11 protein-coding genes and 1 pseudogene are annotated in these 15,250 nt (G+C 66.5%); 10 read left to right on the forward strand and 2 right to left on the reverse strand.

Annotated features, from left to right (window positions below):
- Window positions 1-81 precede the first annotated feature (81 nt).
- A pseudogene (locus tag XdyCFBP7245_RS22080) lies at window positions 82-1,110 on the reverse strand (glycoside hydrolase family 5 protein); the annotation flags it as partial.
- 211 nt (window positions 1,111-1,321) lie between these two features.
- Between XdyCFBP7245_RS22080 and XdyCFBP7245_RS22085 the strand changes: the two are divergent.
- The 8 genes from XdyCFBP7245_RS22085 (at window position 1,322) to hemC (ending at window position 12,375) form a co-directional block, all read left to right on the forward strand.
- Complete coding sequence (locus XdyCFBP7245_RS22085; RefSeq protein WP_104617516.1) at window positions 1,322-2,809, forward strand: SulP family inorganic anion transporter; 1,488 nt, start codon at window positions 1,322-1,324, stop codon at window positions 2,807-2,809.
- A gap of 240 nt (window positions 2,810-3,049) precedes the next feature.
- Window positions 3,050-4,030 carry a GGDEF domain-containing protein gene (locus XdyCFBP7245_RS22090; RefSeq protein WP_170068753.1) on the forward strand — a complete coding sequence of 327 codons (981 nt, stop codon included), beginning with the start codon at window positions 3,050-3,052 and terminating at the stop codon, window positions 4,028-4,030.
- Window positions 4,031-4,181: 151 nt separating this feature from the next.
- Window positions 4,182-5,831 (forward strand): M28 family metallopeptidase, encoded by a 1,650-nt coding sequence (locus XdyCFBP7245_RS22095; protein ID WP_104617517.1) that lies wholly within the window; start codon window positions 4,182-4,184, stop codon window positions 5,829-5,831.
- Window positions 5,832-6,760: 929 nt separating this feature from the next.
- Window positions 6,761-8,698: a glucans biosynthesis glucosyltransferase MdoH gene (gene mdoH, locus XdyCFBP7245_RS22105; RefSeq protein WP_104617519.1), complete on the forward strand. Its 1,938-nt coding sequence runs from the start codon at window positions 6,761-6,763 to the stop codon at window positions 8,696-8,698.
- A gap of 238 nt (window positions 8,699-8,936) precedes the next feature.
- On the forward strand, window positions 8,937-9,605 hold the full coding sequence (locus tag XdyCFBP7245_RS22110) for an alpha/beta hydrolase (protein ID WP_104617520.1): 669 nt from the start codon (window positions 8,937-8,939) through the stop codon (window positions 9,603-9,605).
- 4 nt (window positions 9,606-9,609) lie between these two features.
- On the forward strand, window positions 9,610-10,662 hold the full coding sequence (locus XdyCFBP7245_RS22115) for a sensor histidine kinase (RefSeq protein ID WP_055850527.1): 1,053 nt from the start codon (window positions 9,610-9,612) through the stop codon (window positions 10,660-10,662).
- A gap of 30 nt (window positions 10,663-10,692) precedes the next feature.
- Window positions 10,693-11,430 (forward strand): LytR/AlgR family response regulator transcription factor, encoded by a 738-nt coding sequence (locus XdyCFBP7245_RS22120; RefSeq protein WP_170068754.1) that lies wholly within the window; start codon window positions 10,693-10,695, stop codon window positions 11,428-11,430.
- A 30-nt stretch (window positions 11,431-11,460) separates the two neighbouring features.
- Window positions 11,461-12,375, forward strand: coding sequence for a hydroxymethylbilane synthase (hemC, locus tag XdyCFBP7245_RS22125; protein ID WP_104617522.1), 915 nt, complete (start codon window positions 11,461-11,463; stop codon window positions 12,373-12,375).
- Between the two features lie 215 nt (window positions 12,376-12,590).
- On the opposite strand, the gene XdyCFBP7245_RS22130 is transcribed toward hemC, so the two are convergent.
- Window positions 12,591-13,391: a DUF481 domain-containing protein gene (locus tag XdyCFBP7245_RS22130; protein ID WP_104617523.1), complete on the reverse strand. Its 801-nt coding sequence runs from the start codon at window positions 13,389-13,391 to the stop codon at window positions 12,591-12,593.
- A 276-nt stretch (window positions 13,392-13,667) separates the two neighbouring features.
- Between XdyCFBP7245_RS22130 and XdyCFBP7245_RS22135 the strand changes: the two genes are divergently transcribed.
- Together XdyCFBP7245_RS22135 and XdyCFBP7245_RS24950 are read left to right on the forward strand one after the other, a co-directional pair.
- On the forward strand, window positions 13,668-14,633 hold the full coding sequence (locus XdyCFBP7245_RS22135; protein ID WP_104617524.1) for a helix-turn-helix transcriptional regulator: 966 nt from the start codon (window positions 13,668-13,670) through the stop codon (window positions 14,631-14,633).
- Window positions 14,634-14,808: 175 nt separating this feature from the next.
- Complete coding sequence (locus tag XdyCFBP7245_RS24950) at window positions 14,809-15,120, forward strand: toxin-antitoxin system YwqK family antitoxin (RefSeq protein WP_104617525.1); 312 nt, start codon at window positions 14,809-14,811, stop codon at window positions 15,118-15,120.
- Window positions 15,121-15,250: the final 130 nt, after the last annotated feature.

Consider the following 15,250-nt stretch of genomic DNA (forward strand, 5'->3'; position numbering starts at 1 on the left):
GAAATGGCGAAACTCCGAAGATCCAAACGCGATTCTCCGGAACGATGCGGACATTCTGCCCTCTCAGGCATCGTTATTCAGACCTTCCTTAGGGTTCCACGACCAGTAGAAGCCGTCGTTGATGCCCTTGCTGCGCAGGTACTTCACCAGCGCGTCCTGCCACACCTTGTCGCGTGCATCGCCTTCGCCGTACTTGCCGCCGAACTCGCCGAGCAGCAACGCGTACTTGCCGGCGAACTGGCCGAAGTGACGGTCCCAGATGGCCGGCATGTTGTTGGGGAAGTTGCTGTCGTTGAAGTACGACTGCACGTAGACGTCCGGGCCGTACACGTGCGGCGCCAGCAGCAGACGGTTGGCCGGAATGTTCAACGGGGTGCAGGCCAGCGGTTGCAGGTTGCCGCCCCAGTAGATGCCGCCGTTGGTGGAGCACACCGGGTTATCGGTGATGCCTTCCACCGCGATGATCCACTTCGGCGCCACCGCCAGCACGGCGGCCGAACCGCGCTCGGCGGCCTTGTTCCAGTCGGTAGCGGCGTTGCCGGTGCCCCAGGTGGCGGCGCCGTGCGGCTCGTTCTTCAGATCCAGGCCGAGCACATACGGCACGTTCTTGTAGCGGTTGGCGACAAAGCGCAGATCGGCCAGCCACTGTGCTTCGGTGTAGGAACCGGTGTACCAGAGCTCGGAAATGCCGGCGCAATCGGGGGTGTGGTGATCCAGCAGCACGTACATGCCGCGCGCGTTGAATTCGTTGATCACCTTGTCGAGGATCTGAAGCGAGGTCAGGCCCTGCAGGTCGGCGTTACGGCCGTAGTCGATGCTGCTGGGCATGGTGTCGCTGCGCAGCGTGGCCGGGCAGAACGGCAGGCGCACGGCATTGAAGCCCAGGCCCTGCATCTGGTTGATCATCTCCTTCCAGTTGCGCGCCCACAGGCCATGCATGACATGGTTGCCGGTCTCAAAGCCGAACACGTTGACGCCCTTGAGCTGCACGACCTTGCCGCTGTCGTCGACGATCTTGTTGTTGCTGATGGAATAGCTGAATGCCGGCGCGGCGGCCAAGGCCAGCGCGGTGGCAAGTGCGAGTGTACTTGCGGTCCTGAAAATGGACATGGTGATCTCCCTAGATAACCGAGCTCGACACCCGAGCGCGGTGAGGGGGGCATCTTGGTCTGCGCCCGCGTCGCGCGGCGTGATCGCAGCCACAGAAAGGCGCATTGGCGCACGGATCACAGGCGGGCTGCGGGCGCGGTCGCTTTCCCGCACACTATTGCCGCTGCGCACTGTCCGCAGGCTGTCCTTCTTGTCCCCGGAGTGTCCCCCAATGTCTTTGCTGCGTGCCGAACTGGCGCAATGGCGCGCTTCTCCCGCGCGCGAACTGATGGCCGGTGCGGTCGCCACATTTGCCTTGATTCCCGAAGTGATTGCGTTCGCCTTCGTGGCGGGCGTCGATCCGCAGGTCGGGCTGTTCGCCTCATTCGTTATCGGCATCGTGATTGCGTTTTGCGGCGGACGCCCGGCGATGATTTCTGCTGCGACCGGATCGGTGGCGCTGGTGGCCGCACCGCTGGTGGCGGCGCACGGGTTGCCGTATCTGCTGGCGGCCGGGCTGCTGGCCGGCGCGGTGCAGATCCTGTTCGGGCTGCTGCGGTTGGGCGTGTTGATGCGCTTTGTCAGCAGTTCGGTGCGCACCGGGTTCGTCAATGCGCTGGCGGTGCTGATCTTCGCCGCGCAGCTGCCGCATCTGCTGGGCGCCAACCTCACCACCTGGGCCATGCTCGGTGTGGGTCTGGCGATCATCTACGGGCTGCCGCGCTTGCGCGTGCCCGGCCTGTCGGCGATTCCCTCGCCGCTGCTGTGCATCTTGTTGCTGACCATCGCCGGCAGCGCCCTGCACCTGCCGCTGAAGACCGTGGCCGATCTGGGCAAACTGCCCAATGCGCTGCCGTTCCTGCAATGGCCGGCGGTGCCGATGACGCTGGAAACGTTGCGCATCATCGCCTTGCCGGCATTGGCCATCGCCATGGTGGGCCTGCTCGAATCGCTGATGACCGCGCGGGTGGTCGACGAACTTACCGATACCCCCAGCAACAAGAACCGCGAGTGCACCGGGCTGGGCATCGCCAATACGGCCGCCAGCTTGTTCGGCGGCATCGCCGGCTGCGGCATGATCGGCCAGACCGTTGGCAACGTGAAGTACGGCGGCCGTGGCCGGCTGTCGACCTTGTTCGCCGGCGTGTTTCTGCTGATCCTGATGGTGTTGCTGAAGCCGTGGGTATCGCAGGTGCCGGTGGTGGCCTTGGTGGCCATCATGGTCATGGTGTCGGCCGAGACCTTCGACTGGCGCTCGCTGCGCACCGTCATCACTCACCCGCGCACCTCCAGCGTGGTGATGCTGGCCACGGTGGCGGTGACCCTGGTGACCCACAATCTTGCTGCCGGCGTGGCGGTGGGCGTGGTGCTGAGCGGGGTGTTCTTTACCTTCAAGGTGGCCGGGCTGCTGCAGATCGCCCACACCGATGGCGCAGATGACGTGCGCACCTACAACGTGCGCGGGCAGGTGTTCTTCGCCTCGGCCGATGTGTTCATCGACGCCTTCGACGCGCGCGAGGTGCCCGGCCGCGGCGTGGTGATCGACGTCGGCCGCGCGCATTTCTGGGATATCACCGCCGTGGCGGCGCTGGACAAGGTGGTGCAGCGGTTGCGGCACCACGATCTGGACGTGCAGGTCAAGGGCCTGAATGCCGGCAGCCGCCGGCTGATGCAGCGGCATGCACTGGGCGAGGACGCGCTGGAATCCGCGCTGCCCTGAGCAATCAAGGACAGCCGTCCCCGCGGGCGTCGCGGGCGTTTGTGTCTGCTGCCAGCGGCGGCTGCCCGCGCGCTGAGCGTGGCCGGCCACCCGACCTCAAGTTTGCGGTTGGGGCGCCGATGCACCGGTATCGTGACTGTCGGTCGTTGTCGTGAAGCCTGCGCGTTGCCACACCAGTTGTCCGCCAGCCCGCCGTGTGCGGCAAGGCGTTCCTGCGCCTGCGTACCGGCTGCGCGATCAATGAGCGCCACGCCGTTGCTGGAACGGATGGTGGATATGACCGCCATCCGCGATGCCGATCTGCTCGATCTGAGCCTGTTGCGCACCATGCGCGAGCTCTGCACCGCCGAAGAGCTGTCGCTGCTGCGCATCGCCCCGGATGGCCGCACCATGGCCGAAACCCGCCTGCACGACGACGGCCGCTTGTCGTTGACGGTGGCCGAGCTCAAGGATGCGCAGATGCGCGCCCAGCTGGTCGATGTGCATGGCCCCGGCGATGTGGTGCACCTGCAGCAGGATGGCCAGGCGCTATTGGTCTATCCGATGATGGAAGCGCGCGGTATCCGCACCTGCCTGCGGGTGGGCGGTGCACGCCCGCCCGGTGCCGCCGAACAGGCGATGCTGCAGGGCTTTGCACGCTTCTTCCAGAATTACCGCAGCCTGCTCGACGATGCGCAGCGCGACGCCTTGACCGGCCTGCGGAACCGCAAGACCTTCGACGATGTGGTGCTGCGGCTGTTCGCAGGCGGGGCAGAGACGCCGGCCAACGAAAGCGTCTGGCTGGGCATTGTGGATATCGATCATTTCAAGCGTGTCAACGACACGTTCGGTCATCTGTATGGCGACGAAGTGCTATTGCTGGTCGCGCAATTGATGCAGCGCGCGTTCCGTCAGGACGATCTGCTGTTCCGCTTCGGCGGCGAAGAATTCGTGATCGTGCTGCGTGGCGTGGAGCGCGATGTTGCGATCAGCCTGTTCGAGCGGTTTCGTCTTGCCGTTGCCGAGCATGTGTTCCCGCAGGTCGGGCAGGTCACGCTCAGCACCGGCATCGTGGAGCTGACGCACGGGCGCCTGATCAGCCAGCAGCTGGACGAAGCGGACAAGGCGCTGTACTGGGCCAAGCAGCACGGCCGCAATCGCGCCGTGGTGTACGCCGAGCTGATCGCCAGCGGGCAATTGCTGCAGACCATGCAACAGACCGGCAGCGTGGACCTGTTTTAAGCGCGCGCATCGCCCTAGCCCTAGCGCGTGTAGACGTGCCGACAGCCGGTCCGGCGCAGCGCGGCCATCGCAGGCGGCAATCCCGCGGCATGCCGCCGCTTGCACGCGCGGGTGGCTACACTCCAGGGCTGTCTGATATCTGGGGTATGCAATGAAGCGACTTGCCGTGGGACTCTTGGCAATGGCGGTCTCGACCGCGCTGATGGCGCAGGCGCCGACCTTCGATGGCGCGCGCATCTCGCGCGACGTCAAGGAGCTGGCCTCCGATGCCTACGAAGGCCGCGGCCCGGCCACTGCCGGCGAAGAAAAAACCATCGCCTATCTGAGCAAGCAGTTCGCCGACGCGGGCCTGCAGCCCGGCGGCGATCTCAACGATGGCAAGCGCCTGTGGACCCAGGCAGTGCCGTTGCGCCGCGCCGATATCGTCGGTACGCCGACGCTTGCGCTGACCAATGCCGGCAAGCCGCAGGCGCTGACGCAAGGCAAGGAGATCGCCATCCGCGCCGCGCTGGATGGTTCGTCCAAGGTCGACATCGCCAACGCGCCGCTGGTGTTCGTCGGCTATGGGGTCAAGGCGCCGGAGCGCGATTGGGACGACTTCAAGGGCGTGGATCTGAAAGGCAAGATCGCGGTAGTGCTGATCAACGACCCGGACTTCGACACCGGCAAGGGCGCCTTCGATGGCGCCGGCATGACCTATTACGGTCGTTGGACCTACAAGTACGAAGAAGGCGCACGTCAGGGCGCGCTCGGCGTGCTGGTGGTGCACGAAACCGCGCCGGCCTCCTATGGTTGGGACACCGTGGCCAGCTCCAATACCAACAGCATGTTCGACGTGGTGCGCGACAACCCACGCGCCGCGCATCCCACCGTGGAAGGCTGGATCCAGCGCGATCTGGCCATCGCGATGTTCAAGCGTGCCGGGCTGGACTTCGATGCGTTGAAAAAGCAGGCGCAGACCCGCGGCTTCAAGCCGGTCGAGCTCAAAGGCCAGGGCCTGAGCGCCAGCTACCAGGTCAAGTCCGACGTGATCACCTCGCACAACGTGGTCGCGCGCCTGGAAGGCAGCAAACGCCCCGATGAGACGCTGATTTACAGCGCGCACTGGGACCATATCGGCGTGGGCAAGCCGGACGCGCGTGGCGACAACATCTTCAACGGCGCGCTGGATAACGCCAGCGGCACGGCGGCGTTGCTGGAGCTGGCGCGCGGGTTTGCCAGCGGGCCCAAGCCGGAGCGCTCGGTGGTGTTCCTGGCCGTCACGGCCGAAGAAAAGGGCCTGCTGGGCTCGGAGTTCTACGCCTCCAAACCGCTGTATCCGCTGGACACCACGGTGGCGGTGATCAATATGGACGGCATGAGCCCGTTCGTGCCTTCGCGCGATTTCGGTATCTATGGCACCGCCAAGCTTGAATTGCTCGATCAGCTCAAGACCGTGGCGGCGCAATCCAAGCTGCGCTACACGCCAGACCCCAAGCCGCAGGCGGGCTATTTTTTCCGCTCCGATCATTTCTCCTTCGCCAAGCGCGGTGTGCCGGCGCTGTCGTACGCGGCCGGGCAGGATTGGGAAGTGGGCGGCATTGCTGCAGGCAAGGCGGCGTCGGACGACTACACCGCCAAGCGCTATCACCAGCAAGGCGATGAGTGGAAGCCGGATTGGACCTTCGCCGGTGCCGCGCGCGATCTGGGCGTGCTCTACACGCTGGGCCAGCAGTTGGCCGATTCGCGCCAGTGGCCGAACTGGAGCGGCGATTCGGAATTCCGCGCCACCCGCGATGCCAGCGAAGCAGCGCGCAAGTAACAACGGCTAGCCAAACTCCGTCGTGGCGGTCAGGCGGCGTTGTGGGCGCTCTCGGCGGCATCCATGCCGCCAAGGGTCCCGCGACGGTTAGCGGGCAAGGGCCAGTCGCGTTGATCGGTGTCCAGGGTTTCGGCACAGCAACCAGCAATCCTCGAAATAGCGCGACGCGATGGTTTCGTTCTTCAACAAAACTACCGACAAATTTTCTGGTGCGGTGTCCTGACCGCTTGCGGGACCGTTGGCGGCATGGATGCCGCCATCGAGCCCCCATGGACGGGTTTACGGCGTGTCCCGCGAGCGGTGAGAGCGCCGCGCACTCGAATCGCCAAGCGTTCGATCGCATCTGAACGTCGCACCGCCTCAAAATCCGGTTGTCTCAAAACACTTGAAGTGCGCAGGACGCAGCGTTCACAGCCTGCACGACGTCGCTGCAGGAGCCGTATCGCTTATTCCCATCGACCATGAGGTGGCCGTGTCTTTGCATTTCGGTCAGCGTCATTGCCATGAACTCCAGCGCCAGTACAGTGGCGCTGCAGCCGATTGCATTTCCTGGCACATCATTTGCAGTTGCCTGACTTTAAAGCGGGGCACGCTGCCCGTGACAGCGCGCCTCTCAGGCTGCAATCTGTTGGGGTTGCGTTCGGTCGTTAGCGCGTAGTCTGCCGCGCGGTCCTCGTCGGGAGGGGCGAAGACTGCACGATGGCCTTCGTTTCCTTTAACGGTCGATTCTTTAGGATGAGCCGCGACGTCGCGTCGCCGCCAGGAGAGTTTGTGCATCGGAGTGGTTTCATAGCTGCCAATACCGCGACCTGGTCGCACGCCGCCGGGCACCTTGCCCGTGCGATGCGCTTTGCAAGATCGCTACGCGTGGCGGGGATGGACCTCCCGCTGCAGTCCGCACTGTCGCACGCGTGCGACGGGCAGCCTTGATGGACGGCACCGTGACCCTTCCCCCCGCACCAACCGCACTCCCCCCCACCTCCGCCCTCGACGCCGGCCAGCCCACGCTGCCGCCGGAAGCGCCGTTGGCGATGCCCGAACAGAACCTGCGCCAAGGCAGCCTGCAGGTGCGCCATCAGCGCACCTCGCCGGTCGGCATCGGCGTGCGGCGTTTCTATTTGATCGGCGGCACCTTCGCCACCACCGCCATCGCGGTGTGGGTGATGCTCAGCGTGCTGTGGCCCGATGGCGTCAGCGTGCTGGAAGGCTGCCTGCTTGGCCTGTTCGTGCTGCTGTTCGCGTGGATCGCGATGTCCTTTGCCAGCGCCGTGGCCGGTTTCATCACCGTGGTGGCGCGCGCCGGGCGCAAGCTCGGCATCGACCCCGAGCAACCGCTGCCCACGCTAAGTTCGCGTACCGCGTTGTTGATGCCCACCTACAACGAAGACCCGCGCCGCCTGCTGGCCGGCCTGCAGGCCATCTACGAATCGGTGGCCGAAACCGGCCAGCTGGAGCACTTCGACTTCTTCGTGCTCAGCGACACCACCCGCGATCACATCGGGCGCGCCGAAGAACTGGTCTACAACGAGCTGTGCGACCGCGTCGACGGGCATGGCCGCATCTTCTACCGCCGCCGCGCCGACAATGCCGCGCGCAAGGCCGGTAACGTGGCCGACTGGGTGCGCCGCTTCGGTGGCAGCTACCCGCAGATGCTGATCCTGGACGCCGACAGCGTGATGACCGGCGATACCATCGTGCGGCTGGTCGCCGGCATGGAAAACAACCCGGACGTGGGCCTGATCCAGACCCTGCCGGCGGTGGTCAACGGGCAGACCCTGTTCGCGCGCATGCAGCAGTTCGGCGGCCGCGTGTACGGGCCGATCATCGCCTTCGGCGTGGCCTGGTGGCATGGCGCCGAGAGCAATTACTGGGGCCATAACGCCATCATCCGCACCCAGGCGTTCGCCGATCACGCCGGCCTGCCGTCGTTGCGCGGGCGCAAGCCGTTTGGCGGGCATGTGCTCAGCCACGACTTTGTGGAAGCGGCGCTGATGCGCCGCGGCGGCTGGGCCATGCACATGGTGCCGTACCTGCAGGGCAGCTACGAAGAAGGCCCGCCCACGCTCACCGACCTGCTGATCCGCGACCGCCGCTGGTGCCAGGGCAACCTGCAGCACGCCAAGGTGGTGAGCGCCAAGGGCCTGCACTGGATCAGCCGCATGCACATGCTGATCGGCATCGGCCATTACTTCACCGCGCCGATGTGGGGCATGTTGATGCTGATCGGCATCGGCATTCCGCTGGCCGGCGGCGGCATCGATCTGGCCGGCGACCTGCCGTTCTCGCCTGCGCGCTACTGGCATGGCAGCAGCCAGGGCAATGCAATCTGGATCTTCATCTGCACCATGTTCGTGCTGCTGGCGCCCAAGCTGCTGGGCTATATCGCACTGCTACTCAACCCACGCGAGATGAAGGCCTGCGGCGGCGCCATCCGCGCGCTGCTGAGCATCCTGCTGGAGACGGTGCTGGCTGCGCTGATGGCGCCGGTGGTGATGTACCTGCAGTCGCGCGGCGTGTTCGAAGTGCTGGCCGGCAAGGATTCGGGCTGGGATGCGCAGGTGCGCGACGACGGCAAGCTGTCGTGGCCGGCGCTGGTGCGCAGCTACGGCGGGCTGACCGTGTTCGGCCTGTTCATGGGCGCGGTGGCGTACACCGTCTCGCCGTCGCTGGCCGCCTGGATGGCGCCGGTGATCGTGGGCATGGCGGTGTCGATCCCGGTGGTGGCGCTGACTTCGCTGCGTCGCAGCGGTCTGGCGCTGCGCCGTGCGGGCATCTTCTGCATCCCCGAAGAACTCGACCCGCCCAAGGTGCTGGTGCGTGCGTCGGAACTGCGCCGCGCCGCCGCGCTGGAACCCTCACTGATCTGAGTAGGCGCCTGCTGGGCCGGTTGAACCCAGCCCGCTGCGGCCGCTGCGCGCCAACCACGCGGTGTCGCCGCAACCGGGCGCTGCACCGGCAGCGTCTGCATTGCCGCAGGGCGCGGCCCGCGTGCAGCACATGGCCGGCAACTCGCCGCACGCCCCGAGTGATCGGCGCGTTCGAGTCCAGGTGATCGGGAAGTGACCGGCGCGCAAGGCATAATGCCCGGCCCCCAAGCGGAGCTGGATGATGCTGGAAGTGATCGAACGCGAGACCGGACCCAACCCGCAGTGGACCGTGCTGTGGTTGCACGGCCTGGGCGCCGATGGCAGCGACTTCGCGCCGATGGTGCCGGAACTGGTGCGCCCGCAGTGGCCGGCGCTGCGCTTCGTGTTCCCGCATGCGCCGATCCGCCCGATCACCATCAACAACGGCGTGCGCATGCGCGGCTGGTACGACATCGTCGGCATGGATTTCGCCAGCCGCGCCGACAAGGCGGGCATCGCCGAATCGGTGGCCCAGGTCGAAGCCTTGATCGCCCATGAGCAGGCCCGCGGCACGCCGCCCGAGCGCATTCTGCTGGCCGGGTTCTCGCAAGGCGGCGCGGTGACGTTGGCCGCGGGCCTGCAGCGCAGCGTGCCGTTGGCCGGGCTGATCGCGCTGTCGACCTACCTGCCGGACCCGGCGGCGGCCGCCAGCCAGTTGCAGCCGGCTGCCATCCGCCAACCGGTGTTCATGGCGCATGGCAGCGCCGACCCGGTGGTGCCGTTCGCCGCCGGCCAGGCCAGCATGCAGGCCCTGCGCACGCTCGGCTTTGCCCTGGAATGGCAGACCTACCCGATGGGCCATCAGGTCTGTCTGGAAGAAATCGAAGCGCTGCGCAACTGGATGCAGGCGCGCTTCACCGCCGCCTGAGCCCATGGCCACCGGCGCCCCGCAGATCACCTGGATGCCGGACCTGTGCCGGCTGCCGCGATTGGGCGCCATGTTGGGCTTGGCCGAGCTGGTGGTGCTGGTGGTGACCCTGGTGCCCGACGCCGGCGCCGCGCGCAGCCTCACCTTGTCGCGCTTCGTCTCGGCCAGCGGCCTGGCGTTATGGCTGGCGCTGGCGGTCACCGTGTTGCTGTGCGTGCTGCGGCCGGGGCTGTCGCGGCTGCCGCCCAAGCTGGGTGGGCTGGCCGCGCTGCTGATCGCCGCGCTGGTGGCGATGCTGGGCGCCGGCATCGTGCACGCGCTGTATGCCGTACTGGAGCAGGCGCCGCTTGGCCCATTGGTCGGCTTCTGGCGCTTTACCCTGGGCAGCGCGGCCACGGTGGTGCTGATCACCGCGCTGGCGCTGCGCTATTTCTACGTCAGCGACCGCTGGGAAGCGCAGGTGCAGGCCAACGCGCGTGCCGAGGCCGACGCCTTGCAGGCGCGCATTCGCCCGCACTTTCTGTTCAACAGCATGAACCTGATTGCCAGCCTGCTGCGGCGCGACCCGGTGGTGGCCGAGCAGGCGGTGCTGGATCTGTCGGATCTGTTTCGCGCCGCGCTGGGCGCCGGCGAAGGCCTGTCCACCTTGCGTGCCGAATGCGAGCTGGCCGAGCGCTATCTGGCCATCGAGTCCTTGCGCCTGGGCGAGCGCCTGCAGGTGCGCTGGCACCGCCAGGAGCCGTTGCCGTGGGAGCTGCCGATGCCGCGCCTGGTGCTGCAGCCGCTGGTCGAAAACGCGGTGCTGCACGGGGTCTCGCGGATGCCCGAGGGCGGCACGCTGTATCTGTCGCTGCGTCAGCGCGGCAGCCAGTTGCAGATCCGCATCGTCAACCCGGCCCCGCAACCGGGAACCCAGCTGCCGCTGCTTGCCGGCGCCGGGCATGCGCAAGCCAGCATCTCGCACCGGCTGGCGTTTCAGTTCGGTGCCGGGGCACGGATGGCGGCCAGCTGGGCTGAAGGCTACTATGCCTGCGAGATCACATTGCCGCTGCCGTGACGGGGAGTTACTGCAGCGAGGGGGATGTCCATGACGGCCACGCAAGTGCGGGTGCTGATCGCCGATGACGAGCCACTGGCGCGTGAGCGCCTGCGCATGCTGCTGGGCGAGCATCCGCAGGTCGAGGTGATCGGCGAGGCCGAAAACGGCCAGCAGGTGCTGCAGCAGTGCCAACACCTGCACCCGGATCTGGTGTTGCTGGATATCGCCATGCCCGGGGTCGATGGCCTGGAAACCGCGCGGCTGCTACGCCAGAGCCAGCCGCCACCGGCGGTGGTGTTCTGCACCGCCTACGACCAACATGCCCTGTCGGCGTTCGACGCCGCCGCGCTGGATTACCTGATGAAACCGGTGCGCCCGGAACGCCTGGCCGCCGCCTTGGAAAAAGTGGCCACGTTCCTGGCCGGGCGCGCACCCGGCGCCGCACCGCGGCCATTGCGCACCCATCTGTGCGCGCGCCTGCGTGGCAGCCTGCGGCTGATCGCCATCGGCGATATCCGCTACCTGCAGGCCGAAGAGAAGTACGTCATCGTCCACCACACCCGTGGCGAGGACCTGATCGAAGAGTCGCTCAAATCGCTGGAAGACGAATTCGCCGACCGGCTGGTGCGCATCCATCGCAATTGCCTGGTCGCCCGCGACGAGCTGGTGGAGCTGCGCCGCAGCGGCGATGGCCAGGTGCACGCCGTGCTGCGCAACGTGCCGCAGACCCTGGAAGTGAGCCGGCGCTGCGTGGCCAGCCTGCGCGATCAACTGCGTCATGTATGAGTTACCGGTCCGGTCCGCGATAATGGCCGGATGACCACGCTCCGCATCGCCACCCGCAAAAGCCCGCTCGCCCTTTGGCAGAGCGAACACGTCGCCGCCGCGCTGCGCCAGCACCATCCCGGCCTGGAGGTGGTGCTGGTGCCGATGAGCACCCGCGGCGACGAAGTACTGGACCGCTCGCTGGCGGCGATCGGCGGCAAGGGCCTGTTTCTGAAGGAACTGGAGCTGGCCATGCTGCGCGGCGAGGCCGATTGCGCGGTGCATTCGCTCAAGGACGTGCCGATGGAACTGGACGATCCGTTCGTGCTGCCGGCGATCCTGGGCCGCGGCGATGCGGCCGATGCGCTGGTGTCCAACCTCTACGCCAGCCTGCAGGCACTGCCGCTGGGCGCGCGGGTGGGCACCTCGTCGTTGCGGCGCCAGGCGCAGTTGCGCGCCGCGCGCCCGGACCTGGAACTGATCGACCTGCGCGGCAACGTCAACACGCGTCTGGCCAAACTCGACAACGGCGGCTACGACGCCATCGTGCTGGCCTGCGCCGGCCTGCAGCGGCTGGGTCTGGACGCGCGCATCAGTGCGCGGCTGGACGCGCCGCAATGGTTGCCGGCACCGGCCCAGGGCGCGGTGGCGGTGGAATGCCGCGGCGACGATGCGCGCATCCACGCGCTGCTGGCCGTGCTGGATGCGCCCGCCACCCGCGTCTGCGTGGAAGCCGAGCGGGCGATGAATCGCGCCCTGCACGGCAGCTGCCACGTACCGGTGGCCGCATTCGCCATCTGGGAAGGCGAGGGGCTGTACCTGCAGGGCATGGTCGGCAGCGCCAGCGATGGACGCCTGATCCATGCCGATGCGCACGGCAGCCCCGAGGACGCCGAAACGCTGGGGCGCCGCGTCGCGCAAGGCCTGTTCGACAAGGGCGCCGCCCAGCTATTGGCCGAGCTGTAACGCCGATTCGCGGCCGCATCGTAGGAGCGGCCCAGGCCGCGAGGGCGTTACCGGGAAAGCCCCGTCGCGGCCAGGTCCGCTCCTACGAGCGCGCAGTTGCGTCGTCACCGGCAGCCGCCACCGCGTCGTAGGAGCGGACCCGGCCGCGAGGGCTTTATCGATAAACCCGCTCCCGTGACCAACCTCGCCCTACAACCGCTCAACCGCCCAATCGCTTACTTGAACGTGTACACCAGGTTCACCGTGGTCAGCGTGTCGGTCTTCTTGTCGCCGTCGCTGACCTCGCTGTTGTGGCGCATCTGCCAGGCGGCCTTGAGCGCGAAGTGCGAGTTCATGCTGACCTGCACGCCGAAATCGTTCTGCGCGTAGGTGTTGTATTCGCCAGATTCCACCAGCAGCGTGTTGATCAGGTCGGTGTTGTCGGTGACGGTGTACTTCAGGTCGAACACGCCGCGCCCGATCAGGCCGGTCTCGTTGCGGTCTTCGTCGCTGTTGTGCGCGCGGCGGATACCCGGGCCGACCTGCGCGTCCAGATAGAACCGGTCGGCATTGATCAAGCGCGTGCCGTAACCGATACCGAAGGTGGCCAGCCGATCGTAGGTGGCGAAGTCGTCGTGCTCGTAGCGGCCGGTGGCGGTGAGCTGGCGGTGCTCGCCCAACTGCAACGCGCTGCCGGCGCTGCCGGTGTAACGCTCGGCGGTGGTCTGGCGCTCGCGTTCGGTGCTGCCGTCGTCGTTGGTATTGGTGTACTCCGAGCTCGAACGCAGCGCGGTGGCATCCAGGCTGTGGATCCAGTCGCCGTCGGTGTAGCGCAGACGCACACGGCCGTTGAGGCTGTCGGTGGTGCTGTTGCCGTGGGCAGCGGCATAGCCCAGCTCGCCGCTGCTACCGCCCCAGGGGGACGGCATGAGCGCAGCGGCAGGGTCCACCGGCGTCGGTGCAACTGCCTGGGCCCAGACGGTGGGCGTGATCAACAACAAAGGCAGCAGGGCAGACAACGGGGCACGGCGGGACATGGGCAGCTCGCTTGAGGGCAGGGCGGGAGGGTGAAAGCGATTTCATGATAACGGACTGTGCGGCACGTCATGACCCGGTGAACGCCGCGCTTCATTGGCGGTTCTGGCGCTGACGGCAGATGACGTGCTGTCGTGTTCGGTTTCGAGTGACGCGCAGCCCCGTGCACGGCGTCCTCGCGACCGGCGCAACCCGATCAACCGGGACGGGCCGTGTTCTGCACCAGAGTGCATAGCGGCGCTCACCCCGTCGCGCGAAGAACCGGACATAATCGGCGCATGGACCGCTATGAACGTATCAACTCCCTGCATCGCCTGCTCAAGTCGGCGCGCTACCCGGTTACAGTGGCGCGGCTGCAGGATGAGCTGAGCTGCTCCCGCGCCACCGTGTATCGCGACCTGGCATTTCTGCGCGATGCGCTGATGGCGCCGGTGGAAGGCGATGGCGAATCGGGCTTTCGCTATCTGTCTGGCGAAAGCGATCGCTTCGAGCTGCCTGGCCTGTGGCTGAGTTCGGAAGAGCTGCACGCCCTGCTGGCGTCCCAGCAATTGCTCGCGCGTACCGGCGGCGGGGTGTTGTCCTCGATGCTGGCGCCGTTGCAGCAGCGTATCGAAGGGCTGCTGGCGGCGCAGGCCGGTGTCTCGCAATGGCCGGTGGACCGTGTGCGGGTGATTCCGCATCGGGGCCGCAAGCTGGACGAAGCCAGCTTCCGCACCGTGGCCTCCGGGGTGCTGGAGCGCAAGCAGCTGAGCTTCGATTACCGCGCGCGCTCCACCGACGAATCGACCAAGCGCACCGTGTCCCCGCAGCGCATCACCCATTACCGCGACAACTGGTACCTGGACGCCTGGGACCATGGTCGCGATGGCGTGCGCAGCTTTGCGGTGGACCGCATCAATCATGCGCGCCTGCTCGATACCGCCCCGCGCGATGTGCCCGACAGCGAGCTGGATGAGCAACTGGCCGCCAGCTACGGCATCTTTTCGGGCGCACCCAAGGGCTGGGCGACCATCGTGTTCAGCGCCAAGGCCGCGCGCTGGGTGGCCGACGAACACTGGCACTCCAAGCAGCAGGGCCGCTTTCTGCCCGACGGCCGTTACGAGCTCAAATTGCCGTACAGCAACTCGCGCGAGCTACTGATGGACGTGCTGCATTACGGCTCGGACGCGGAAATCGTCGAACCCGTCTCGCTGCGCGAGCAGACCAAGGCACTGCTGTCGCTGGCGCTGAGCAATTACGACTGAGCTTGGTAGGCAGTGGAGGCGTTTGGCAGGGCTGCAGTTGCGGCAGGCGCAGGCTTCCGCAAGACGCACCTGGCCTAGTGCGTGGGGATGCGGTCAATGACGCTCAAGGACTGAGTTAAGCCGAGTGGCGAAGAGGGACCGGCTTGAATGTGGTGTTGGGTCTCGAGGGCAGTCTATGAGCGACCCGGATGTTCTACATATCGCAGAGATCTATTACCCGTCGGGCGCGCTGCGTAGTCGCTACGCGCGATACCTGTCGGGGGACGGAACGCGATGGGTTCGGCATGGGCTCTGCGTTGGGTATCACGAGAACGGCCCAGTCTCATCCGAAGGTTGCTACGAACACGGGCTCGAACACGGCGAATGGTCTGATTACCATTCAAATGGTCAACTTGCCGCCCGCGGAAATTACGATCGCGGCTCAGAAACAGGGATATGGTCCTACCGGGATCCAGAGGGCAACCTTGAGGCTACGGAGTACAAGTAGTTGTGGTCGTAGCCGGCGCGCCAGTCCGCCGGTCGAAGCCTAAGGAACCTCTGAACAAAGCACGGCAGATGCGCGACACTACCCGCCTCGTGTTGAGGAATCATCCATGCAACTGACGTTCGGCGACGCT

It is taken from the genome of Xanthomonas dyei (assembly GCF_002939865.1).
In the GTDB taxonomy this organism is placed as follows: Bacteria; Pseudomonadota; Gammaproteobacteria; order Xanthomonadales; family Xanthomonadaceae; genus Xanthomonas; species Xanthomonas dyei.